Origin of the sequence: Variovorax sp. TBS-050B, from assembly GCF_029893635.1 — a bacterium.
Lineage (GTDB): Bacteria > Pseudomonadota > Gammaproteobacteria > Burkholderiales > Burkholderiaceae_C > Variovorax.
The window spans coordinates 1,703,658-1,725,516 of the sequence record NZ_JARXYR010000002.1 but is presented as its reverse complement, the minus strand read 5'-3'; the positions used below and the strand labels follow the sequence as shown (position 1 = coordinate 1,725,516).

General features: G+C 69.4%; 19 protein-coding genes. 11 read left to right on the top strand and 8 right to left on the bottom strand.

Features of this window, described 5'->3' with window-relative positions; genetic code table 11:
- Positions 1-6: 6 nt before the first annotated feature.
- Together M2165_RS11230 and M2165_RS11225 are read right to left on the bottom strand one after the other, a co-directional pair.
- Positions 7-795, bottom strand: a complete 789-nt coding sequence (locus M2165_RS11230; protein WP_280814715.1) for a Sir2 family NAD-dependent protein deacetylase — start codon at positions 793-795, stop codon at positions 7-9.
- Positions 792-1,652, bottom strand: a complete 861-nt coding sequence (locus M2165_RS11225) for an IclR family transcriptional regulator (RefSeq protein WP_280814714.1) — start codon at positions 1,650-1,652, stop codon at positions 792-794. Before M2165_RS11225 ends, M2165_RS11230 begins: the two co-directional genes overlap by 4 nt.
- Before the next feature lie 143 nt (positions 1,653-1,795).
- Between M2165_RS11225 and M2165_RS11220 the strand changes: the two genes are divergently transcribed.
- From M2165_RS11220 to fahA, 6 genes are all read left to right on the top strand, one after another.
- Complete coding sequence (locus M2165_RS11220) at positions 1,796-2,755, top strand: MBL fold metallo-hydrolase (RefSeq protein WP_280814713.1); 960 nt, start codon at positions 1,796-1,798, stop codon at positions 2,753-2,755.
- 47 nt (positions 2,756-2,802) lie between these two features.
- Positions 2,803-4,446: an FAD-dependent oxidoreductase gene (locus M2165_RS11215; RefSeq protein WP_280814712.1), complete on the top strand. Its 1,644-nt coding sequence runs from the start codon at positions 2,803-2,805 to the stop codon at positions 4,444-4,446.
- A gap of 14 nt (positions 4,447-4,460) precedes the next feature.
- Positions 4,461-4,658, top strand: a complete 198-nt coding sequence (locus M2165_RS11210) for a DUF2783 domain-containing protein (protein ID WP_280814711.1) — start codon at positions 4,461-4,463, stop codon at positions 4,656-4,658.
- Positions 4,659-4,821: 163 nt separating this feature from the next.
- Positions 4,822-6,111 (top strand): homogentisate 1,2-dioxygenase, encoded by a 1,290-nt coding sequence (hmgA, locus tag M2165_RS11205; protein WP_280814710.1) that lies wholly within the window; start codon positions 4,822-4,824, stop codon positions 6,109-6,111.
- A complete protein-coding gene (locus M2165_RS11200; RefSeq protein ID WP_280814709.1) occupies positions 6,108-7,079 on the top strand; it encodes a tripartite tricarboxylate transporter substrate binding protein in 972 nt (323 codons plus the stop codon). Before hmgA ends, M2165_RS11200 begins: the two co-directional genes overlap by 4 nt.
- 137 nt (positions 7,080-7,216) lie before the next feature.
- Complete coding sequence (gene fahA / locus M2165_RS11195) at positions 7,217-8,482, top strand: fumarylacetoacetase (RefSeq protein WP_280814708.1); 1,266 nt, start codon at positions 7,217-7,219, stop codon at positions 8,480-8,482.
- Here fahA and mrdA read toward each other — a convergent pair whose 3' ends face one another.
- The 4 genes from mrdA to M2165_RS11175 form a co-directional block, all read right to left on the bottom strand.
- Entirely contained in the window at positions 8,483-10,450 is a 1,968-nt protein-coding gene (mrdA, locus tag M2165_RS11190; protein WP_280814707.1) for a penicillin-binding protein 2, read from the bottom strand. It abuts the gene before it with no gap.
- Between the two features lie 65 nt (positions 10,451-10,515).
- On the bottom strand, positions 10,516-11,037 hold the full coding sequence (gene mreD / locus M2165_RS11185; protein WP_280814706.1) for a rod shape-determining protein MreD: 522 nt from the start codon (positions 11,035-11,037) through the stop codon (positions 10,516-10,518).
- Positions 11,034-11,990, bottom strand: coding sequence for a rod shape-determining protein MreC (gene mreC, locus M2165_RS11180; protein WP_280814705.1), 957 nt, complete (start codon positions 11,988-11,990; stop codon positions 11,034-11,036). Before mreC ends, mreD begins: the two co-directional genes overlap by 4 nt.
- A gap of 164 nt (positions 11,991-12,154) precedes the next feature.
- The gene (locus tag M2165_RS11175) at positions 12,155-13,198 is read right to left on the bottom strand and encodes a rod shape-determining protein (protein WP_007833435.1); all 1,044 of its coding nucleotides are present in this window, start codon (positions 13,196-13,198) and stop codon (positions 12,155-12,157) included.
- Between the two features lie 215 nt (positions 13,199-13,413).
- Here M2165_RS11175 and gatC point away from each other — a divergent pair, with 215 nt between their 5' ends.
- From gatC to gatB, 3 genes are read left to right on the top strand one after another with little or no spacing between them, the layout of a single operon-like run.
- Complete coding sequence (gene gatC / locus M2165_RS11170; RefSeq protein WP_280814704.1) at positions 13,414-13,713, top strand: Asp-tRNA(Asn)/Glu-tRNA(Gln) amidotransferase subunit GatC; 300 nt, start codon at positions 13,414-13,416, stop codon at positions 13,711-13,713.
- Positions 13,710-15,194, top strand: a complete 1,485-nt coding sequence (gatA, locus tag M2165_RS11165; RefSeq protein ID WP_280814703.1) for an Asp-tRNA(Asn)/Glu-tRNA(Gln) amidotransferase subunit GatA — start codon at positions 13,710-13,712, stop codon at positions 15,192-15,194. The genes gatC and gatA overlap by 4 nt, the downstream gene beginning before the upstream one ends.
- A gap of 1 nt (position 15,195) precedes the next feature.
- The gene (gene gatB / locus M2165_RS11160) at positions 15,196-16,686 is read left to right on the top strand and encodes an Asp-tRNA(Asn)/Glu-tRNA(Gln) amidotransferase subunit GatB (protein ID WP_280814702.1); all 1,491 of its coding nucleotides are present in this window, start codon (positions 15,196-15,198) and stop codon (positions 16,684-16,686) included.
- 22 nt (positions 16,687-16,708) lie between these two features.
- Here gatB and M2165_RS11155 read toward each other — a convergent pair whose 3' ends face one another.
- Together M2165_RS11155 and pyrE are read right to left on the bottom strand one after the other, a co-directional pair.
- Positions 16,709-17,398, bottom strand: a complete 690-nt coding sequence (locus M2165_RS11155; RefSeq protein WP_280814701.1) for a DUF4124 domain-containing protein — start codon at positions 17,396-17,398, stop codon at positions 16,709-16,711.
- Positions 17,399-17,433: 35 nt separating this feature from the next.
- A complete protein-coding gene (gene pyrE / locus M2165_RS11150; RefSeq protein ID WP_280814700.1) occupies positions 17,434-18,117 on the bottom strand; it encodes an orotate phosphoribosyltransferase in 684 nt (227 codons plus the stop codon).
- A 12-nt stretch (positions 18,118-18,129) separates the two neighbouring features.
- On the opposite strand from pyrE, the gene M2165_RS11145 reads away from it, so the two are divergent.
- Together M2165_RS11145 and M2165_RS11140 are read left to right on the top strand one after the other, a co-directional pair.
- Complete coding sequence (locus M2165_RS11145; protein WP_280814699.1) at positions 18,130-18,933, top strand: exodeoxyribonuclease III; 804 nt, start codon at positions 18,130-18,132, stop codon at positions 18,931-18,933.
- Positions 18,934-19,366: 433 nt separating this feature from the next.
- Positions 19,367-21,829, top strand: coding sequence for a hypothetical protein (locus tag M2165_RS11140; RefSeq protein ID WP_280814698.1), 2,463 nt, complete (start codon positions 19,367-19,369; stop codon positions 21,827-21,829).
- Positions 21,830-21,859 lie beyond the last annotated feature (30 nt).

The following is a 21,859-nucleotide window of genomic DNA, read 5'->3' as shown; positions in this document are numbered from 1 at the left end:
GACGGCCTAACGCGCCGCCGCCGCGGCGCCGTCGAGCCCCGCGAGCAGCCTCGGCAGCAGTTCCTCCGACGGGCCGCGCAGCACCACCGCCGCCGCATCGTCGAGCTGCGGCAGCGGCTCCATGTTGAGCGTGATGAGACGGCTGCCGTGGGCCACGGCCAGCTGCGGCAGTTCGGCGGCCGGATAGACCACGGCCGTGCTGCCGACCACCATGAACACGTCCGACTCCTGCGCGGCCGTCTGCGCGTCGAGCAGCACGCCGGGGTTGAGCGCCTCGCCGAACATCACCACGTCGGGCCGGGCGCGCGAGGCGCAGCGCATGCAGCGCTGGAAGGGCCAGGGGCCCTGCCGGTTGCCGCAGTGGTCGCAGCGCCAGCGGCGCAGCGACCCGTGGAGTTCGAGCACCTCCAGCCCGCCCGCCAGCGTCAGCAGGCCGTCGACGTTCTGCGTGACCAGGCGCGTGGCGGGCCGCAGCCGCTGCAGCTGCGCGAGCGCCGTGTGGCCCGGGTTGGGCATGGCGGCCTCGACCACCGCGAGCCGCTGGGCCCAGAAGCGGCTGAAGCCCCGGGGGTCGCGCTGCAGGTCCTCGGCATGCGAGAACTGCAGGGCATCGCGGTTCATCCAGAGGCCGTCGGCGTCACGGTAGGTCGGAATGCCCGAGGCGCGCGACAGGCCCGCGCCCGAGAACACCACGATGCGCCGGGCCGCGCGCAGCAGGTCGACGGCGGCATCGATGGCGGAAGCGGGACCGGAAGAAGGAGACGAGGGAGAAGAAGGCGCGTTTCCCGGAATCATGGGTCGGTGGGCCGGTCGGCGGTCTTGGCAGCACCCGAGCCTGCGCCGAGCCGGGCCGACACCGTGCCCGCGCAGGCCTTGAGGGCGCGTGCGATTTCGCCGTCCCAGGCCGTGTCGAAGATGGCGGCGGGGCCGATCGCGGTGACCGAGAGCACGATCGCGCCCGTGTGGTCGAACACCGGCGCCGCCATGGCGCTGACGCCCTCGATCACCTCGCCTTCGGAACGGCTGAGGCCGTGGGCCCGCACCTCCTCGAGCTGGCGCTCGAAGGCCGTCCACGAGGGCAGCGGCGGCTGCGGCGGCATGCCGGCCTCGCCCGGCGCCGCGCCGCGCTGCCGCTGGCGCCCGCGCTCGGCCTCGAGCAGCTGCCGCACGGTGGCGGCGTCGAGGTAGGCGGCGAACACGCGGCCCGAGGCCGTGTTGGTGAGCGAGAACACCGTGCCGTGGCGCATGTTGACGTGCACCGGTGAGGGCGACTCGGCCGTGCGCACGATGGTCGCGCCGCGCGCGCCCCAGACCGCCAGCGCCACTGTGTGGCCGATGGCGCGCGCCACCTCGGCGATCAGCGGCGTCGCGATGTGCACCGGGTCGGCCTGCTGCAGGCTGATGAGCCCCAGTTGCAAGGCCAGCGGCCCGAGCAGATAGTGGCCGCTGGCGCGGTCCTGCTCGATCAGGCCGAGGCGCCCGAAGCTCACCATGTACGGATGGGCCTTGGCGGGCGTCATGTCGGCCTCGCGGGCCAGGTCCTTGAGCGCCATCGGCCGGCCGCGGTGCACCAGCGCGCGCAGCAGCTGGCCGCCCACTTCGATGCTCTGGATGCCGCGCTGCGCCGCGCGGTCGGTGTCATTGGCGGCCATGGCGCGGTCGGGCGTCGGATGCTTCGTTCATGGAGAAGGGATTAGACATGAACTGATTCAAGGTCTACACTGCGCGAATTCGTCAAACACAAACTCGTTTGCTTTAGACGAATCAGATTATCACCCCCGATGGAGACAACGCGATGAGCCAAGCCAAGAAGTTCGCCAGCCAGGCCGACATGGAAGAGAAGAAGGTCACCTTCAGCCAGATCTCCGAACACGCCTGGGCCTACACCGCCGAGGGCGACCCCAACACCGGCATCGTGATCGGCGACGACTGCGTGCTGGTGGCCGACACCCAGGCCACGCCCGCGATGGCCGCCGACGTGGTGCGCCGCATCCGCGAGGTGACCGACAAGCCCATCAAGTACGTGGTGCTGACCCACTACCACGCGGTGCGCGTGCTGGGCGCGGCCGGCTACGGCGCCGAGCACATCCTCGCGAGCGAGGACACGCGCGACCTGATCGTCGAGCGCGGCGAGGCCGACAAGGCCAGCGAGATCGGCCGCTTCCCGCGCCTGTTCCAGAACGTGGAGACGGTGCCGCCGGGCCTGACCTGGCCGACGATGACCTTCACCGGCAAGATGACGCTGTGGCTCGGCAAGCTCGAGGTGCAGCTGCTGCAGCTGGGCCGCGGCCACACCAAGGGCGACACGGTCGTGTGGCTGCCCCAGGAGCGCGCGCTGCTCTCGGGCGACCTGGTGGAGTTCGGCGCCACGCCGTATGCGGGCGATGCCTACTTCCAGGACTGGCCGCAGACGCTGGACAAGGTCGCGGCGCTGAAACCCAAGGCGCTGGTGCCGGGCCGCGGCGCGGCGCTGACCACGCCCGAGCAGGTGGCCGAGGGGCTGCGCGGCACGCGCGAGTTCATCGCCGACGTGTACGCGAGCGTGCAGGCGGGCGTGAAGGCCGGGCGCGACCTGAACGCGGTCTACAAGGAGACCTACGCGAAGCTCAAGCCCAAGTACAGCCAGTGGGTGATCTTCGACCACTGCATGCCCTTCGACGTGAGCCGGGCCTACGACGAAGCCTCGGGCCATGCCGATCCGCGCGTGTGGACGGCCGAGCGCGACGTCGAGATGTGGAAGGCGCTGGAAGGCTGATCGGTCTTGCGGGGGAAGGCGCAAGAAAAAAAGACACGGAGACAGACGTGATCGACTATCAAAGCCTGCGCTTCGACTACAAGCGCCACGCCGACCAGGACGCCGCCACGCCCGCGCGCCACCCGGTGGTGATCGTCGGCGCCGGCCCCGTCGGCCTCACGCTCGCGATCGACCTCGCGCTGCGCGCGGTGCCGGTGGTGCTGCTCGACAACGACAACACGCTTTCGACCGGCTCGCGCGCGATCTGCTTCGCCAAGCGCACGCTCGAAGTGTTCGACCGCCTGGGCTGCGGCGACCGCATGGTGGCCAAGGGCGTGTCGTGGAACATCGGCAAGGTGTACTTCCGCGACGAGCAGGTCTACCGCTTCGACCTGCTGCCCGAGCCCGCGCACGAGCGGCCAGCCTTCATCAACCTGCAGCAGTACTACGTCGAGGGCTACCTCGCCGAACGCGCCGCCGAGCTGCCGCTGATCGACCTGCGCTGGAACAACAAGGTCACGGGCATCGAACAGCAGGCCGACGGCGCCGTGCTCACCATCGAGACGCCCGAGGGCGACTACCGCCTCGCGGCCGACTACGTGTGCGCCTGCGACGGCTCGCGCTCGAACCTGCGGCAGCTGCTCGGGCAGGAGGCCAAGGGCCGCGTGTTCAGGGACCGCTTCCTGATCGCCGACGTGGTGATGGACGCGCACCTGCCCAGCGAGCGGCGCTTCTGGTTCAGCCCGCCCTTCCACCCCGGCCAAAGCGTGCTGCTGCACAAGCAGGCCGACGGCATGTGGCGCGTGGACTTCCAGCTCGGCTGGGAGGCCGATCCGGTGGAGGAGCGCAAGCCCGAGCGCATCGTGCCGCGCGTGCGCGCGCTGCTCGACAGCATCGGCCATGCGGGCGTGCAGTTCGAGATCGGCTGGGCCAGCGTCTACACCTTCGCCTGCCAGCGCATGCAGAGCTTCCGCCACGGCCGCGTGCTGTTCGCGGGCGATTCGGCGCACGGCGTGTCGCCCTTCGGCGCGCGCGGCGCGAACTCGGGCGTACAGGATGCCGACAACCTGGCCTGGAAGCTCGCGGCCGTGCTGAACGGCGAGGCGCCCGATGCGCTGCTCGACAGCTATGCGCGCGAACGCGAGTACGCGGCCGACGAGAACATCCGCCACTCGACGCGCGCCACCGACTTCATCACGCCCAAGAGCGAGGTCAGCCGCCTGTTCCGCGATGCGGTGCTCGAACTGACCAAGCGCCATGCCTTCGCGCGCACGCTGGTCAACAGCGGCCGGCTCTCGGTGCCCGCGGTGCTGCACGGCTCTACCCTGAACACGCCCGATGCCGACGGCGATTTCACGGGGCAGATGGTGCCCGGCGCCGCCGCGGCCGATGCACCCGTGACACGCGCCGACGGCAGCACCGGCTGGCTCCTGCGCGAGCTCTGCGCGCGGCGCGGCTTCACCGCGCTGGTGTTCGGCGCCGCGGGCGATGCCGCGGTCGCGCAGAGCCTGCGCGCCATTGACGCCTCGGGGCTGCCGCTCGCCATCGTGCGCATACTGCCGGGCGATGCGCTCGCCACCGCGCGCTACGGCGCGCGCGCCGGCACCGTCTACCTGCTGCGCCCCGACCAGCATGTGTGCGCCCGCTGGCGCGCCCCGTCGGCCGCGCAGCTGCGCGCCGCCCACGATCGCGCGCTCGCAAGGAAGGCCTGACCGGAGACAACCCCATGACCACCTCCACCCCCACGCTGATCACCGACGCCCACCTCGAGGCGCCCGACGATTTCTACGAGGCACTGATCGAGGCCCACCAGGGCCTGAGCGCCGACGAAAGCCACGCCTTCAACGCGCGCCTCGTGCTCGTGCTGGCGAACCACATCGGTTCGCTGGCCGTGCTGCGCGAGTCGCTCGCGGCGGCGAAATGAACACGGGAGCCGAACGCAGAGGGCGCGAAGATTTCGCAAAAGTCGCAAAAGAAAACCAGGAAAAGACTTCCTTGAAATTCTTCTGCGACCTCTGCGCAACTTTTGTATTTCTTCTGCGTTCGGCTGTCCGAATTCCTCTTTCCTTGAAACCCAGGACTTCACCATGACCACTTACCAGAGCGGCTTCGGCAACGAATACGCCAGCGAGGCCGTGCCCGGCGCCCTGCCGCAGGGCCGCAACAACCCGCAGCGTGCGCCTTTCGACCTCTACACCGAGCTGCTCTCGGGCACCGCCTTCACCGCGCCGCGGCACGAGAACCGCCGCACCTGGCTCTACCGGCGCCAGCCCTCGGTGGTCTCGGGCCGCTACCAGCCGTATGCGCAGGCGCACTGGCGCACCGGCGCCGACCGTGAGATCGCGCTCGCGCCCGAGCCGCTGCGCTGGCATCCGATGCCCTTCGACGAGGGCGCGGCCGAGGCCGACTTCGTCGACGGCATGCACACCGTCGCGGCCAACGGCGATGCCGAATCGCAGGTCGGCATCGGCGCGCTGATGTACCTCGCGGGCCGCTCGATGGACAAGCGCGCCTTCGTCAATGCCGACGGCGAGATGCTCGTCGTGCCGCAGCAGGGCCGGCTCGTGATCACGACTGAGCTCGGCGTGCTCGACGTGAAGCCCGGCGAGATCGCGGTGCTGCCGCGCGGCATGGTGTTCAAGGTCGCGCTGCCCGACGGGCTGTCGCGCGGCTACGTGTGCGAGAACTACGGCGCGCATTTCCGCCTGCCGGAGCTCGGCCCCATCGGCTCGAACGGCCTTGCGAACGCGCGCGACTTCCAGGCGCCCGTGGCGGCCTTCGAGGAAGACGGCGGCGCCTACGAGCTGGTCAAGAAGTTCGGCGGCCGCTTCTGGCGCGCGCCGACGACGCAGTCGCCGTTCAACGTGGTCGCCTGGCACGGCAACCTCGCGCCGGTGAAGTACGACACCGCGAACTTCATGGTCATCGGCTCGATCAGCTTCGACCATCCCGATCCCTCGATCTTCACGGTGCTGACCTCGCCGAGCGATACGCCCGGCACCGCCAACTGCGACTTCGTGATCTTCCCGCCGCGCTGGATGGTGATGGAGAACACCTTCCGACCGCCCTGGTTCCACCGCAACCTGATGAGCGAGTTCATGGGCCTGGTGCTCGGTGAATACGACGCCAAGCCCGGCGGCTTCAAGCCCGGCGGCGCGAGCCTGCACAACTGCATGGTGCCGCACGGCCCCGACGAGGAAGCCTTCGACAAGGCCACGAGCGCCGACCTGAAGCCGCACAAGCTCGACAACACGCTGGCCTTCATGTTCGAGAGCCGCTACCGCTTCATTCCGACCAACTTCGCGCTGCAGAGCCAGGCGCGGGACACCGACTACGCCGACTGCTGGGCCGGCCTGAAAGACCAATTCAAAAAATGACCTTCCTCCTCACGCGCCGCGCGGCGGCGATCGCGCTGCTGGCCGCAGCACCCCTGCTCGCACAGGCCGCCGACTATCCCGCGAAGCCGATCCGCTTCATCGTGCCCTACACCCCGGGCGGCACCACCGACCTGGTGGCGCGCACGGTGGGCCAGAAGGTGTCGGAGAAGCTCGGCCAACCGGTGCTGATCGACAACCGCGGCGGCGCGGGCGGCAACATCGGCATGGACGCGGTGGCCAAGGCCGCGCCCGATGGCTACACCATCGGCTTCGGCGCGATCTCGACCAATGCGCTGAACCCGCACATCTACCGCTCGATGGCCTTCGACCCGCGCAAGGACTTCACCGCGATCAGCCTGCTCGGCACCTCGACCATCGTGCTCGAAGTGCCCGCCGGCTCGCCGATCCGCTCGGTGGCCGACCTGATCGCCGCCGCGAAGAAGGCGCCCGGCCTGCCCTACGCCACCGCGGGCGCGGGCACCTCGATGAACCTGGCCGGCGTGATGTTCGCGCAGATGACCGGCACCGAGCTCACGCACGTGGCCTACAAGGGCAGCGGCCCGGCCATCACCGACATGCTCGGGAACAACATCGGCGTGATGTTCGATAACCTGCCCGCCTCGCTGCCGCACATCCAGGCCGGCAAGCTGCGCGCGCTCGCGGTGGCCGGCCCCGCCCGCTCGCCCGCGCTGCCCGAGGTGCCGACGATGGCCGAGGCCGGGCTCAAGGGCTATGCGCTCGAGCCCTGGTTCGGCGTCTATGGCCCCGCGAACCTGCCGGCGCCGGTCGTGAAGGCGCTGAACGAGGCCTTCGTGGAAGCGCTCGCGCAGCCCGAGGTGAAGGCCAAGCTCGCGCAGGCCGGCTTCTCGCCGCGCGGCTCGAGCGCGCAGGAGCTCGCCACGCTCACGCAGAACGAGTACCAGCGGCTCGGCGAGGTCGCTAAGAAAGCCGGCATGACGGCCGAATAAAGCTCGCCCCCAGGCTTGCCCACTTCGTGTGGCCGCCAACCCCCTACCGGGGGCAACACCTGCGGCCCGGCAAAGCCGGTTCCGCGGTGTTCCCCGAAAGAAACCGGATCCACAAGACCTTTGCCTGAAAGATATCCATGACGACACTGAACGCCACCCACGACCCGAAGCTGCGCAGCTGGGTCGCGTCGGCCAACGCGGCCGGCTGCGACTTCCCGATCCAGAACCTGCCCTTCGGCCGCTTCCGCGTCGCGGGCAGCGCCGAGCCGTTCCGCATCGGCGTCGCGATCGGCGACCAGGTGCTCGACCTGCGCGCCGCCGGCCTGATCGACACCGAGGACATGAACGTGCTGATGGGCGCGGCCCTGCAGGAGCGCCAGGCGCTGCGTGCGGCGATTTCGGCCGGCCTCGCCGAAGGCAGCGGCCAACAGGCCGCATGGGCTAAGGCGCTCGTCGCACAGTCGCAGGCCGAGATGACCGTGCCCTGCCGCATCGGCGACTACACCGACTTCTACACCGGCATCCACCACGCGACCACGATCGGCAAGCTGTTCCGCCCCGACCAGCCGCTGATGCCCAACTACAAGTGGGTGCCGATCGGCTACCACGGCCGCGCCTCGTCGATCGGCGTGAGCGGCCAGCAGTTCAAGCGCCCGCAGGGCCAGACCAAGGCGCCCGACGCGGCCGAGCCGAGCTTCGGCCCGTCGAAACGGCTCGACTACGAACTGGAGCTGGGCTTTCTCGTCGGGCGCGGCAATGCGCTCGGCGAGCCGATCGCCATGGCCGACGCCGAAGCGCACCTGTTCGGCGTGACGCTGCTCAACGACTGGTCGGCGCGCGACCTGCAGGCCTGGGAGTACCAGCCGCTCGGCCCCTTCCTGTCGAAGAACTTCGCGAGCACGCTGTCGCCGTGGATCGTGACGATGGAAGCGCTGGCGCCGTTCCGCGCCAGGTTCGAGCGGCCCGCGGGCGATCCGCAGCCGCTGCCGTACCTCGACGCACCCTCGAACCGTGCCCACGGCGCGCTCGACATCACGCTCGAGGTGCTGCTGCAGACGGCGAAGATGCGCGCGGCGGGCGAAGCGCCGACGCGCCTCACGCGCGGCAACACCACCGAGGCCGCCTACTGGACCGCCGCGCAGCTGGTCGCGCACCACACGGTCAACGGCTGCAACCTGCAGCCCGGCGACCTGCTCGGCTCGGGCACGCTCTCGGGCCCGCAACCCGACCAGGCCGGCTCGCTGATCGAGCTCACGCAGGGCGGCAGGCAGCCGGTGACCCTGCCCAACGGCGAGCAGCGTACCTTCCTCGAAGACGGCGACACGCTGGTGATCCGCGGCTGGTGCGAGCGCGCGGGCGCGGTGCGCATCGGCCTCGGCGAAGTCCGCGGAACGGTGGTCTGATCAGGGCGCGGGTGCAGTCGTCGCGCCCGCGGGCCACGCCACCTCGCTCGCGACGCGCGGCTTGCCGATCGGCGCGCCGGCCTTGCCGATGCGGACCGCCGCCATGTCGGCCTCGCTCGGGTACTGGTCCATGAGCCAGTAGTCGAACACGCGGCGCGCGATGGGCGCCGCGGCGCCCGCGCCCCAGCCGGCGTTCTCGACGATCACCGCGACCGCGATCTTCGGGTCGTTGGCGGGCGCGTAGGCCATGAAGAGCGCATGGTCGCGCTGGTGCTCCTCGAGCGCCTTGGCGTTGTACTTGGTGTTCTGCGCCATCGACACGGCCTGCGCGGTGCCGGTCTTGCCGGCCGCCTGGTAGGCGGCGCCCGCGAACACGCTGCGCGCGGTGCCGCTGGTGACCACGCTGGTCAGGCCCTCGCGGATGACCGCGACGTTGGACGGATTGAAGCCGAGGTTCTCGCCCGGGGGCTGCGGCAGCGGCACGACCTGGCCGCTGACGGTGTCGCGCGTGGCCAGCGCGATGTGCGGCTGGTGCTTGACGCCGCCGTTGGCGACGATGGCGGTCGCCTGCGCGAGCTGCAGCATGGTGAAGTTGTTGTAGCCCTGGCCGATGCCCAGCGAGATGGTCTCGCCGGCATACCACTTCTTCTGCTCGGGCCGCTTGTAGGTCTTGCGCTTCCACTCGGTGCTCGGCAGCACGCCGCGCACTTCGCCGCCCAGGTCGACGCCGGTGATCTGGCCGAAGCCCAGCGGCTTCATGAAGTCGTGGATCATGTCCACGCCCATCTCGTTGGCGAGCGAGTAGTAGTAGATGTTGCTCGAGACCTGGATCGAGCGCCGCATGTCCACGCCGCCGAGGTAGCCCTCGGGGCTGCCGAAGCGGTGGCCGCCGAAGTTGAAGTAGCCCGGGTCGTTGACCACCACGTTGGCGCCGCGCTTGCCGGTCTGCAGCGCGGCGAGCGCCATGAAGGGCTTGTAGGTGGAGCCGGGCGGATAGGTGCCGCGCAGCGCGCGGTTGAGCAGCGGCTTGTCGATCGACTCGCTGAGCTCCTTCCAGCTTTCGGTGTCGATGCCCTCGACGAACAGGTTGGGATCGAAGGTGGGCTTGCTCACGAAGGCCAGCACCTCGCCGGTCTTGGGGTCGATCGCCACCAGCGCGCCGCGACGCTCGCCGTACATGTCCTCGACCAGCTTCTGCAGCTTGATGTCGAGCGACAGCATCACGGTGTTGCCCGGCGTCGCCGGATGGCTCGCGAGCCGGCGTACCGCGCGCCCGCCGGCCGAGGTCTCCATCTGCTCGACGCCGGTCAGGCCGTGCAGCGTCTTCTCGTAGCTCTGCTCGATGCCGAGCTTGCCGATGTAGTCGGTGCCCTTGTAGTTGGCCTGGTCCTCCTCGGGCCATTCCTCCATCGCGGTCTTCTCGCGCTGGTTGATGCGCCCGATGTAGCCGAGCACGTGCGACGCCGTCTCGCCGTGCGGATAGTTGCGGAAGAGGCGCGCCTTGATCTCCACGCCCGGGAAGCGGTAGCGCTGCGCCGCGAAGCGCGCCACTTCCTCGTCGCTCAGCCGGGTGCGGATCGGAATCGAGTCGAAGCTGCGGGAGTCCTCGCGCAGGCGCTTGAAGCGGCGCCGGTCGCGCGGCGAGATCTCGAGCACCTGGGTCAGGCTGTCGATGGTCTGCTCCACGTCGCCCACCTTCGAGGGCGTGATCTCGAGCGTGTAGGCCGAGTAGTTCGAGGCCAGCACGATGCCGTTGCGGTCGAGGATCAGGCCGCGGTTGGGCACCACCGGCACGATCGCCGTGCGGTTGCTCTCGGCCTGCTCGGCCAGATCGTCGTGCCGCACCACCTGCAGGTAGAACAGCCGCGCGCCGAGCAGCCCGAAGGCGAACAGCACCACGAGGCCGATCACGACCACCCGGCGCTTGAAGCGCGCGAGGTCGGCGGCGACGTTGCGGATTTCGGTCATGGCGGCATGAGCTTAGGCGCGCAGGGATTCAAAGGCAAATGCCCTCGACCCGCCTGGGGAGGAACTCATAGCGGTCGGTTCTCGTCGGGCTCGGGCGTGCGCAGCTGCGGCGCCAGCAGCAGCGCGGTCGCGAGCGGCCACAGCGCGGCCTCGATCGCGGGCGAGGCCAGCACCCACCAGCCCGGGAACACGCCGCCGCCCACCAGGCGCGCGATCACCTCGATGAACTGCGAGAGCGCGAACAGCGGCAGCACCTGCAGCGCCTGCGACGCCACCGGATACCAGAGCAGGCGCCGATGGATGGTGATCGCGAAGAAGCCCAGCGTGGTGTAGGACAGCGCATGCTGGCCGAGCATCGCGGCCTGGTGCACGTCCATGCACAGGCCGAAGACGAAGGCCGCGCCGATGCCCACGCGCATCGGCTGGTGCACGCCCCAGAACACGATCGCGAGCGCGAGCAGGTCGGGCATCCAGGCGGCGCGGCCGATGGGGATCATGTTGATGAGCAGCGCCGCGACCAGGCTCGACCACATGAACAGCGGGTTGACGGGCAGCAGCAGCTGCTGTTGGCCGGGACGCTTGATCATCGGGCACGCTCCGCGGTCTTCTTGTCGGCCTTGGCGGCCGGCTTGGCTTCGTTCTTCTTCGCTGCCGGCGCATGGGCGGGTGCGGGCGGCGACGCCGGCGTGCCCGTGGGCGCGAGCACCAGCACGTAGCGCGCGGCCGTCACGTGGGCCAGCGGCACGCAGTAGATGCGTGCGAAGGCCGAATCGGCGCGGCGTTCGATGCGCTCGATCTTCGCCACCGGCAGGCCCGGCGGGTAGACGCCGTCCACCCCGCTGGTGGAGAGCAGGTCGCCCTCGCGCAGGTCGGCGTTGGCCGCCATGAAGCGCAGCTCCAGGCCGCCGCCGTGCGCCGAGGCATCGCCGAAAGCCACGCTGCGCACGCCGGTGCGGGTGTTCTGCACCGGGATGGAAAGATCGCGGTCGATCACCAGCGTGACCTCGCTCGTGAAAGGCAGCACCTGCGTGACCTGGCCGAGCACGCCGTTGGCGTCGATCACCGGCGAGCCGGGCGCCACGCCCTGCGTGAGCCCCTGGTCGATGACGATCTTGCGCGTGTAGGGGTCGGCGGCGTCGTAGAGCACCTCGGCCGCGCGGCTCGGCGCCAGCGTGGTCTGGCGCAATTCGAGCAGCGCGCGCAGCCGCGCGTTCTCCTGCGCGAGCGTGTCGGCCTGGCTCGCACGCTCGGCCTGGACCATGAGCGCGCGGCGCGCCGTGTCCTCGTTGCGCTGGGCGACCTGCAGGTCCTCGAAGTAGCGGTTCGCGCCGCTCACGAACTGCACCGGCTTGAGCGCGAGCCACTGCACCGGATAGAGCACCGCGCCCACCGCCGCGCGGATCGGCTGGACCAGATTCAGGCGCGCGTCGGCCACCATCAGGAACAGCGAGAGCGCGCCGAAGAAGATCAGCTTGCTCAGTGCCGACTGCCCCTGGTTGAACAGGGGTGGCGCTGTGCGATCGAGCGTGCCCAGGGGCATGGATTCGGCCTAGTTTTCAGCGCGCCTTGCGGGACGCAACGAAGGAAATCAACACTCACCCATTGCCGGGAATACCGCGGAACCGGCTCTGCCGGGCCGCTGGTATTGCCCCCTGCAAGGGGGTTGGCGCAGCGACACGAAGTGCGCGAAGCCTGGGGGTGTACCTATTCACTCGTGAAGATGCTGCCCAGCCGGTCCATGCGCTCGAGCGCGATGCCGCAGCCGCGCACCACGCAGGTCAGCGGGTCCTCGGCCACCAGCACCGGCAGGCCGGTTTCCTCGGCCAGCAGGCGGTCCAGGTCGCGCAGCAGCGCGCCGCCGCCGGTCAGCATCATGCCGCGCTCGGCGATGTCGGCGCCGAGTTCGGGCGGCGTCTGCTCGAGCGCGTTCTTCACGGCCGAGACGATGTTGTTGAGCGGATCGGTCAGCGCTTCCAGCACTTCGTTGCTGCTGATGGTGAAGCTGCGCGGCACGCCCTCGGAGAGGTTGCGGCCCTTGACCTCCATCTCCTTGACCTCGGAGCCCGGGAAGGCGGAGCCGATGTTCTTCTTGATGACTTCGGCCGTCGGCTCGCCGATCAGCATGCCGTAGTTGCGGCGGATGTAGTTGATGATGGCTTCGTCGAAGCGGTCGCCGCCCACGCGGACCGAGCCCTTGTAGACCATGCCGCCGAGGCTGATGACGCCCACCTCGGTGGTGCCGCCGCCGATGTCGACCACCATCGAGCCCGAGGCCTCGCTGACCGGCAGGCCCGCGCCGATCGCCGCGGCCATCGGTTCCTCGATCAGGTAGACGGAGGTGGCGCCCGCCGCCTCGGCCGCGTCCTTGATGGCGCGGCGCTCGACCTGGGTCGAGCCGCAGGGCACGCAGATGATGATGCGCGGGCTCGGCGTGAGCAGCGTGCGCGGATGCACCATCTTGATGAACTGCTTGATCATCTGCTCGGTGATCACGAAGTCGGCGATCACGCCGTCCTTCATCGGGCGGATCGCCTCGATGTTGCCGGGCACCTTGCCCAGCATGGCCTTGGCCTCGCGGCCCACGGCCTGGATCACCTTCTTGCCGTGCGGGCCGCCTTCATGGCGGATGGCGACGACCGAGGGCTCGTCCAGCACGATGCCCTTGTTGCGGGCGAAGATCAGGGTGTTGGCAGTACCGAGGTCGATGGCCAGGTCGGTGGAAAAGTACCGACGGAAAGCTCCGAACATGTGTGGAATCCTCTGGAGCACGCCTGCGCGTCGGCAGGTTCGTCGCTCTGTTTTTGGGTCGTTTGATGGGGTGAATTGATCGTTTTTGGCGCAAAAGCCGGCGCGTTCGCGGGGGTTGCGGCAAAGGCGGGATAATACCCGAATCCCCCTCGGAATCCCGTGTCGGCACCCGCTTCGGCGTGCGAATTACCTCCGGTTTGTGAACCGGCCTGCTCATGTCACTTTCCACTTCAGATATTGCTCGCATTGCCTCGCTGGCAAGGCTGCAGCTCGCGCCCGACGAAAGCGAGCGCATGCTCAGCCAGATCAACGGATTTTTCGACCTGGTCGAGCGCATGCGGGCGGTCGACACCGCCGGCGTCGAGCCGCTCGCCCACCCGGTCGCGGCCCTCGAGGACGTCACGCTGCGCCTGCGCGACGACGTGGTGAGCGAGCCGAACAACCGCGAAGCCAACCAGAAGAGCGCCCCGGCCGTCGAGGCCGGCCTGTTCCTCGTGCCGAAGGTGATCGAATGAGCGCGCTGCACCAATGGAGCGTGGCCGAGCTGGCCGCGGCGCTGGCCGGCCGCAAGCTGTCGGCCGTCGAGGCGGCGCAGCACTTCCTCGGCCGCATGAAGGCCCATGAAGCGCTCGGCACCTTCCTCGACGTGAACGAGGAGGTCACGCTGGCCCAGGCCCGCGCGGCCGACGAACGCATCGCCACCGGCGCCGCGCCCGCGCTGGCGGGCGTGCCGATCGCGCACAAGGACATCTTCGTCACCACCGACTTCGCCACCACCGCGGGTTCGAAGATGCTCGCGGGCTACCGCTCGCCCTTCGACGCGACCGTGGTGCGCCGCCTCGCCGAGGCCGGCGCGGTCACGCTCGGCAAGCTCAGCTGCGACGAGTTCGCGATGGGCTCGGCCAACGAGAACGTCGCCGTGCCCCCCGTGGGGTACGAGAAGGCCGTGCCGGTGCGCAACCCCTGGAACCTGGAGCGCATCCCCGGCGGCTCCTCGGGCGCCAGCGCCGCCGCCGTGGCCGCGCGCCTCGCGCCCGCGGCCACCGGCACCGACACCGGCGGCTCGATCCGCCAGCCGGCTTCGTTCTGCGGCGTGACCGGCATCAAGCCGACCTACGGCCGCGCCTCGCGCTACGGCATGGTGGCCTTCGCATCGAGCCTCGACCAGGCCGGGCCGATGGCGCGCTCGGCCGAAGACTGCGCGCTGCTGCTGTCGGCCTTCTGCGGTCCCGACCTCGACCGCGATTCGACCTCGCTCGACCGCCCCGCGGAGGACTTCGGCCGCTCGCTAAACGACTCGCTCGAGGGCCTGCGCATCGGCGTGCCGAAGGAGTTCTTCGGCGAGGGCGTGGCGCCCGGCGTGCGCGCGGCGATCGACGCGGCGCTGGCGCAGTACGAGAAGCTCGGCGCGAAGCGCGTCGAGGTCTCGCTGCCGCGCACCGAGCTGTCGATTCCGGTGTACTACATCCTTGCCGCGGCGGAAGCGTCGAGCAACCTGAGCCGCTTCGACGGCGTGAAGTTCGGCCACCGCGCGAAGCAGTACAAGGACCTCTCCGAGATGTACGAGCGCACGCGCGCCGAAGGCTTCGGCGACGAGGTGAAGCGCCGCATCATGATCGGCACCTACGTGCTCTCGCACGGCTACTACGACGCCTACTACCTGCAGGCGCAGAAGGTGCGGCGCATGATCGCCGACGACTTCCAGCAGGCCTTCCGGCAGTGCGACCTGATCGCCGGCCCGGCCGCGCCGAGCACCGCCTGGAAGATCGGCGCGCACAGCGACGATCCGGTGGCCGACTACCTGGCCGACATCTTCACGCTGCCCGCCTCGCTCGCCGGCCTGCCCGGCATGAGCGTGCCCGCGGGCTTCGACGGCGGCATGCCCGTGGGGCTGCAGCTGATCGGCAACTACTTCGGCGAAGCGAAGCTGCTCAACGCAGGCCACCGCTTCCAGCAGGCGACCGACTGGCACATGCGCACGCCCGAGGGCTTTTGAGATGAGCGAGACAGTGAACACCTTCGAAGCACAGCAACAGGGCCGCCCGACCGGCCCGCTGGTGCGCGGCTATGAAGTCATCATCGGCTTCGAGACCCATGCCCAGCTCTCGACCGCGAGCAAGATCTTCAGCCGCGCCGCCACCGCCTTCGGCGCCGAGCCCAACACGCAGGCCTGCGCGGTCGACCTCGCGCTGCCGGGCACGCTGCCGGTGATGAACAAGGGCGCGGTCGAACGCGCGATCAAGCTCGGCCTCGCGCTCGGCTCGCACATCGCGCCGCGCAGCGTGTTCGCGCGCAAGAACTACTTCTATCCCGACCTGCCCAAGGGCTACCAGATCAGCCAGTTCGAGATCCCGGTCGTGCAGGGCGGCAGCGTGAGCTTCCTGCTCGGCGAGGAGACCAAGACCGTGCGCCTGGTGCGCGCGCACCTCGAGGAGGACGCGGGCAAGTCGCTGCACGAGGACTTCGTCGGCCAGAGCGGCATCGACCTGAACCGCGCGGGCACGCCGCTGCTGGAGATCGTGACCGAGCCCGACATGCGCTCCACCGCCGAGGCCGTGGCTTATGCGCGCGAGCTGCACAAGATCGTGACCTGGATCGGCATCTGCGACGGCAACATGCAGGAAGGCAGCTTCCGCTGCGACGCCAACGTGTCGGTGCGCAAGCCGGGCGAGAAGCTCGGCACGCGGCGCGAGATCAAGAACCTCAACAGCTTCAAGTTCATGCAGCAGGCGATCGACTACGAGATCCGCTGGCAGATCGAGGAGATCGAGGACGGCCGCCGGATCGAGCAGGCCACGGTGCTGTTCGACCCCGACACCGGCGAGACGCGCGCGATGCGCGCCAAGGAAGACTCGGCCGACTACCGCTACTTTCCCGACCCGGACCTGCCGCCGCTGGTGATCGCGGCCGACTGGATCGAGCGCGTCAAGGCCACGATGCCCGAGCTGCCGCGCGCGATGGCCGAGCGCTACGTGCGCGAGCACGGCCTGTCGGAATACGACGCCGCGCAGCTCACGCAGAGCGCCGCGCTGGCCGGCTACTTCGACGAGGCGGTGAAGGCCGGCGCCGCGCCCAAGCTCGCGAGCAACTGGATCACGGGCGAGATGGCGCGCCGACTGAACGCCGCCGAGATCGGCATCGAGGCCGCGCCCGTGAAGGCGCCGCAGCTCGCCGCGCTGGTGCGGCGCATCGCCGACGGCACGCTGCCCAACAACGCCGCGCGCCAGGTGTTCGAGGCGCTCTGGACCGGCGAAGGCAGCGACGTGGACGCGATCATCGAGGCCAAGGACCTGAAGCCGATGAACGACGCGGGCGCGCTCGATGCGATCCTCGACGAGGTGATCGCGAAGAACGCGAAGAACGTCGAGGAATACCGCGGCGGCAAGGAGAAGGCGCTCAACGGCCTGGTCGGCCAGGTCATGAAGGCGAGCGGCGGCAAGGCGAACCCGGCGCAGGTCACCGAACTGCTCAAGGCAAAACTCGGTTGAATGCGCCCGCGGCGCGCCGCGCTCAGCGCGCGGTGCCGCCGTTCTGCGGCGTCCAGAGCTGCTTCAAGCGGGCGCGCTCTTCGTCGAAGCGCGCATTCACGCGCTTCTTTTCTTCTTCCTGCTCGCCGATGAAGCGGTTCTGCACCGCCACGCTCTGCTGGTTGTCCTCGAGCTTGCGGCGCACCGCGCCCGGCGCCTTGCTCAGGTCGGCCTTGTAGAACTCGAGCTCCTCGTCGATCTTCTTCCGGTCCTCGGCGAGTTCGCCCAGGCGCTTCTTCGCGGCCTGGATCACGGCGTCGATCTGCACCAGCGCCTCGGCGCGCTCGCGGTCGTGCACCGTGGCATTCGGATACCGCACCAGCAGCGCACGTTCGCGCCGACGCTCGTCGAGCAGCCGCGCGGCCTGCAGCGCGGCCTCGCGGGCGCGGTCCTCGCGCTCGGCCTGTTCGCGCGCGGTGTAGGTCGGCTCGATGAGCCGGCGCGTGGTGCCGCTCGGGCTCAGCTCGCGCTGCTCGCGGTCGCGGCATTCGGCGATCGGGCGGTCGGCGGTGAGCGTGCGGCCGCGCGCGTCGGTGCATGAGTAGATGGCCGGGGGCGGCGGCGCCGGCTGGGCCAGCGCGGCCGCGGGCGCGAGGCCCAGCAGCGCCGCGAGCAGCAGCAGCGCCCCGTGGACGGGCGCCGGATCGGCAAGGGGGCGTCGGAGGGCTCGCATGGCGTCTTCGGTGTGGCGGAGGACGATCTATCGACTTACTTCGCGCCGTAGCGCGCGCGGTAGGCGAGCACCCGCTCGCGGTGCACGCCGAGCTCCGGTGCGGCCTGGCCCGACAGGTAGCTCAGCAGGTCGTCGAGCGTGGCGATCGCCGCCACCTGCAGGCCGAGCTGGTGGCGCACGTACTGCACCGCGCTGTGGTCCACGTCCACGCCGTTCTCGGTGGCCTTTTCCTGCCGGTCGAGCGCGATCGCCACGGCCTGCGGCGTGGCGCCGGCGGCTTCGATGGCGGCGATCGATTCGCGCACCGCGGTGCCGGCGGACATCACGTCGTCGACGATCAGCACACGGCCCTTGAGCGGCGCACCGACCAGCGCGCCGCCTTCGCCGTGCGCCTTGGCTTCCTTGCGGTTGTAGGCGAAGGGATAGTTGCGGCCGCGCCGCGCCAGTTCGGCCGCCACCGTGGCGCCGAGCGGGATGCCCTTGTAGGCGGGGCCGAAGATCATGTCGAACGCGATGCCGCTCTCGATCAGCCGGTCTGCATAGAATCCCGCGAGCCGCGCGATCTTGGCGCCGTCGTCGAAGAGGCCCGAATTGAAGAAATAGGGGCTCAGGCGGCCGGCCTTGGTCTTGAATTCGCCAAAACGCAGCACGCCCGCGTCGAGCGCGAACTGGACGAAGTCCTGCGCCACCGCGCTGCTTTCCACACCATCTACAGCCATCGGAATTCCCTCGTGTTCAAACTGACCAGTCTCAATCTCAATGGCCTGCGTTCGGCCGCCACGAAAGGGGTGGCGGACTGGGTGGCCGAACTTGCGCCGGATTGTATTTGCATGCAGGAGATCCGGGTCCAGGCGAGCGACATCGAGGGCCGGTTCGAGGAAATGGCCGGCCTGAAGGGGTACTTCCACTTCGCCGAGAAGAAGGGCTATGCCGGCACCGCGATCTACACCAGGCACGCGCCGAGCGACGTGGTCGTGGGCTGGGGCGACGCGGAATTCGACGCCGAGGGCCGCTACCTCGAACTGCGCTTCGACACCCCCGCGCGCAAGCTCTCGATCATCAGCTGCTACTTCCCGAGCGGCAGCTCGGGCGAGGAGCGGCAGGCGGCGAAGTTCCGCTTCCTCAAGGGCTTCTTCCCGCACCTGGTGGCGCTCAAGAAGGAGCGCGAATTCATCCTCTGCGGCGACATCAACATCGCCCACAAGGAGATCGACCTCAAGAACTGGCGCGGCAACCAGAAGAACAGCGGCTTCCTGCCCGAGGAGCGCGCCTGGATGACGCGGCTGCTCGACGCCGGCACCGACGGCGCGGGCATCGTGGACGTCTACCGCATGCTCAAGCCCGAGACCACCGCCGAGGCCTACACCTGGTGGAGCAACCGCGGCCAGGCCTACGCGAACAACGTGGGATGGCGGCTCGACTACCACCTCGCCACGCCGCAGACCGCGGCGCTCGCACGCACCGAGCAGATCTTCAAGACGATCAAGTTCAGCGATCACGCGCCGATCACGGTGGAGTACGACTTCACGCTCTGAGCCGCAGACGGGCGCCGGGCTGCCGACACAGCCGCCTGGCTGCGCAACCACTTCTTCCGCTCGCCCTTGCGCCGCCTCGGGCATGTGCGGCCGGTGCACTCGATCGCCAAAGACCTGGCGGCGGCACCCTGGCGCGCCGGTGCCGTAATGACACGCGAAGCTGCGATACTTGCGGCACAAGTATCGAGAATTAGCCACCATGCAGCGCGGGTCGCTGCATGGCTTCGAGCCGGTAGAGGGAAAACGCGGGAGGAATATGACGCTGAGATTCGCGGCCGTCCTCGGCCTTTGTTTGGCGCTTGCCGCATGCGGGGGCGGGGGCGGAGGCGGTGGTGGCGCAGGCGGGTCGGGTTTCCCTGGCGCAGTCGGCGCCGGTTCGGAAGCCGCGGCGCCGGCCGACACGGGCACCGCCCCGTCCGAGGTTCGATTTTCCGTGGCGCCGCTCGCCGGCAACCAGCGGCCCGGCACCAGCGTCAGCCACGTGGTGAAGGTCGACATCACCAGCCCAGGCGCTCTCGATGGCCCGCTCTATCTGTCGGTGGACGATCCGCAGCAGATACTGAGTCAGGGCACTGGCATCGGCCTGACACGCATCGACGCGTCGAGCTACGCCGCTGTCCTGAACACCTCGGCCAGCCTCGCGCCGGGCAAGTACCAGGGGACGTTCCCGGCCTTGCTGTGCAAGGAGCCGGCCTGTGCCGGGCACTCCGTGGCCTCTCGGGTTTCTCTGCCGTACCTCGTCAACATCACGGACCAGCCGCTGACGACCTTCACGCGGATGAGCACCCGCGCGACCGCTCACGTGGGCGCAGCCGATCCGCCCCCCGTCGACGTGCAGATCTATGGGCCGCCCGGCGGCTGGAACGCGAGCGCCAGCAGCAGTTGGCTCCAACTCACACCATCGGAAGGCCGGCTGCCCGCCACCGTCAGAGTCCGGTTCGCCATCCAGGGCATGACGCCCGGCCTCTATCAAGACCAGATGGTCGTGCGTTCGGCGGATGGCCAGGAGGCCCGGGTCGGGTTCACGCTGGAACTGCTGCCCACGCAGTTCCGGGTCAGCACCGAGTACTTCTATTTCACGGGCGTGAACGGTGCGAGCATCCCGTCGCAGACGCTGACATTCGATCTGAACAACGGCGTATCCACGAACTGGACGGCGAGCGCCGCCGCGCCATGGCTGCTCCTCACGCCAGGGTCGGGCACCACTCCGGGCTTGCTGATGGCGCGACCCGACGCGAGCAAGTCCAGCCTGGCCTCGGGTGCCCACGCCACGAGCATCGTGCTGGCCTCGGCCGGGTACCCGAGCAAGACCGTGAACGCCGCGCTCATGCTCACGAAGCCGACCTTGTCGGCCTCGTCCACGACGGTCACGCTGGGTGGCCCCAAAGGTCGCGACGAGGTCGCGCAATCGACCTCGGTGAGCCTGAACACCGGCGCCAACCCGTGGCCCTGGACCCTGTCTGCGCCGCTCATCACGTGGGCTGCCGTGGCGCCCACGTCCGGCAGCGTCGACGCGAGCGGCGCGCCGCTGAGCTTCTCGCCGGTCTTCAGTGCCGCCGCACCTGGCACCCATTCCGGCGTTGCGACGGTCACGGCAAACGTCAACGGCGACACGGTCACGCTGCCGCTGACGGTGGTTCTGAACCGGGACAAACGGCAGCTGCTGCCCTCCGAGTGGGGCATCGGCTTCGCCAGTACGCCGGCGGGATCGGTCCTCGCCAGAACCCTGCGGGTCACCGACAACTTCGGCGCCGCGCTGCCATGGACCGCCACCTCCAGCGCGCCATGGCTCTCGGTGACGAGTAGCGGCACGACCGGCACCGGGCCGGATCTGACGCTCGTCGCCGATCCGGCGCTGGCAGCGGCCGATGCGATCAGCTACGCGACGGTCACGCTGAAGACCTCGAGCCCCGACGTGTCGGAAGCGACCATCCGCGTCGGCCTGTGGCGTTCCAGCGGAGGCCTGAGCGCGCTGACCACGCTGCCGACCGACTATGTGAACGCCGTCGCCGACACGATCCGGCCCTACGTCTATGCACACAACGGGGGGAGCGCCATCGACATCTACAACGCCCACCTCGGCACCAAGGTCGGCACCATCGCCAACGCGGGGGCCGCGTTGGCCGAGATGGCCGTCGCACCCGATGGAAGCAAGCTCTACGCGGTGGACACGAGCAGCAAGACCATCGTGGTGGTCGATCTGGCGACCGCATCGAAGACCGAAGCCTGGCCGCTGCAAGGGAGCGTCTATTCGAGCCTGAGCCTGCTGGCGGTCCGCACCAACGGCAAGGACATCGTTCTGGCCGGCGGCGGCGAGGCCTACGCGGATGGACGGCGGATTGCCACGCTGCCGTCTTTTGGCAACGTGGTGTACGCAGCATCGTCCGACGGCCGCAGGCTCTTCTCCCACAACCGAGGCCTCAGCCCTTCGGGCGTGCAGGCGTTCGATCTCGACTATTCGGCCATGGGGGGCGGGACCCTGATGGCAAAAGCCACCGCCGCGGCCAGCTTCATCAACGGCAGCAGCAACGGACAGGACATTGCGGTGAACGCCGACGCGACGGCGCTCTACATCGCATCGGGCGCGCCGTACCGTTGCTCCTCCGTGAATCCCGTCGACCTGGCCTTCATTGCAAGCCTTCCGGGCGGAGATCCCTATCCCAACAACATCAAGGTCACGCGGGACGGCCGTGCGATCTGCGGCATCAGCGGCTGGTACTCGAGTGCCGACATCTGGGTCCACGCGCCGAATGGAACCCTGTTGAAGTCCTTCAAGTTCGCGGGCTACGCGAAAAACCTCCTCGAGCGCCAGCTCGTGGTGACGCCGGATGGTATGACTGCCGTCGGTCTGACCAACGACCCGCGGATGGCATTCATTCCCCTCGGCGCTCCGTGATCGCCTGGCACCCGCGCCCGCGGGTGCCGC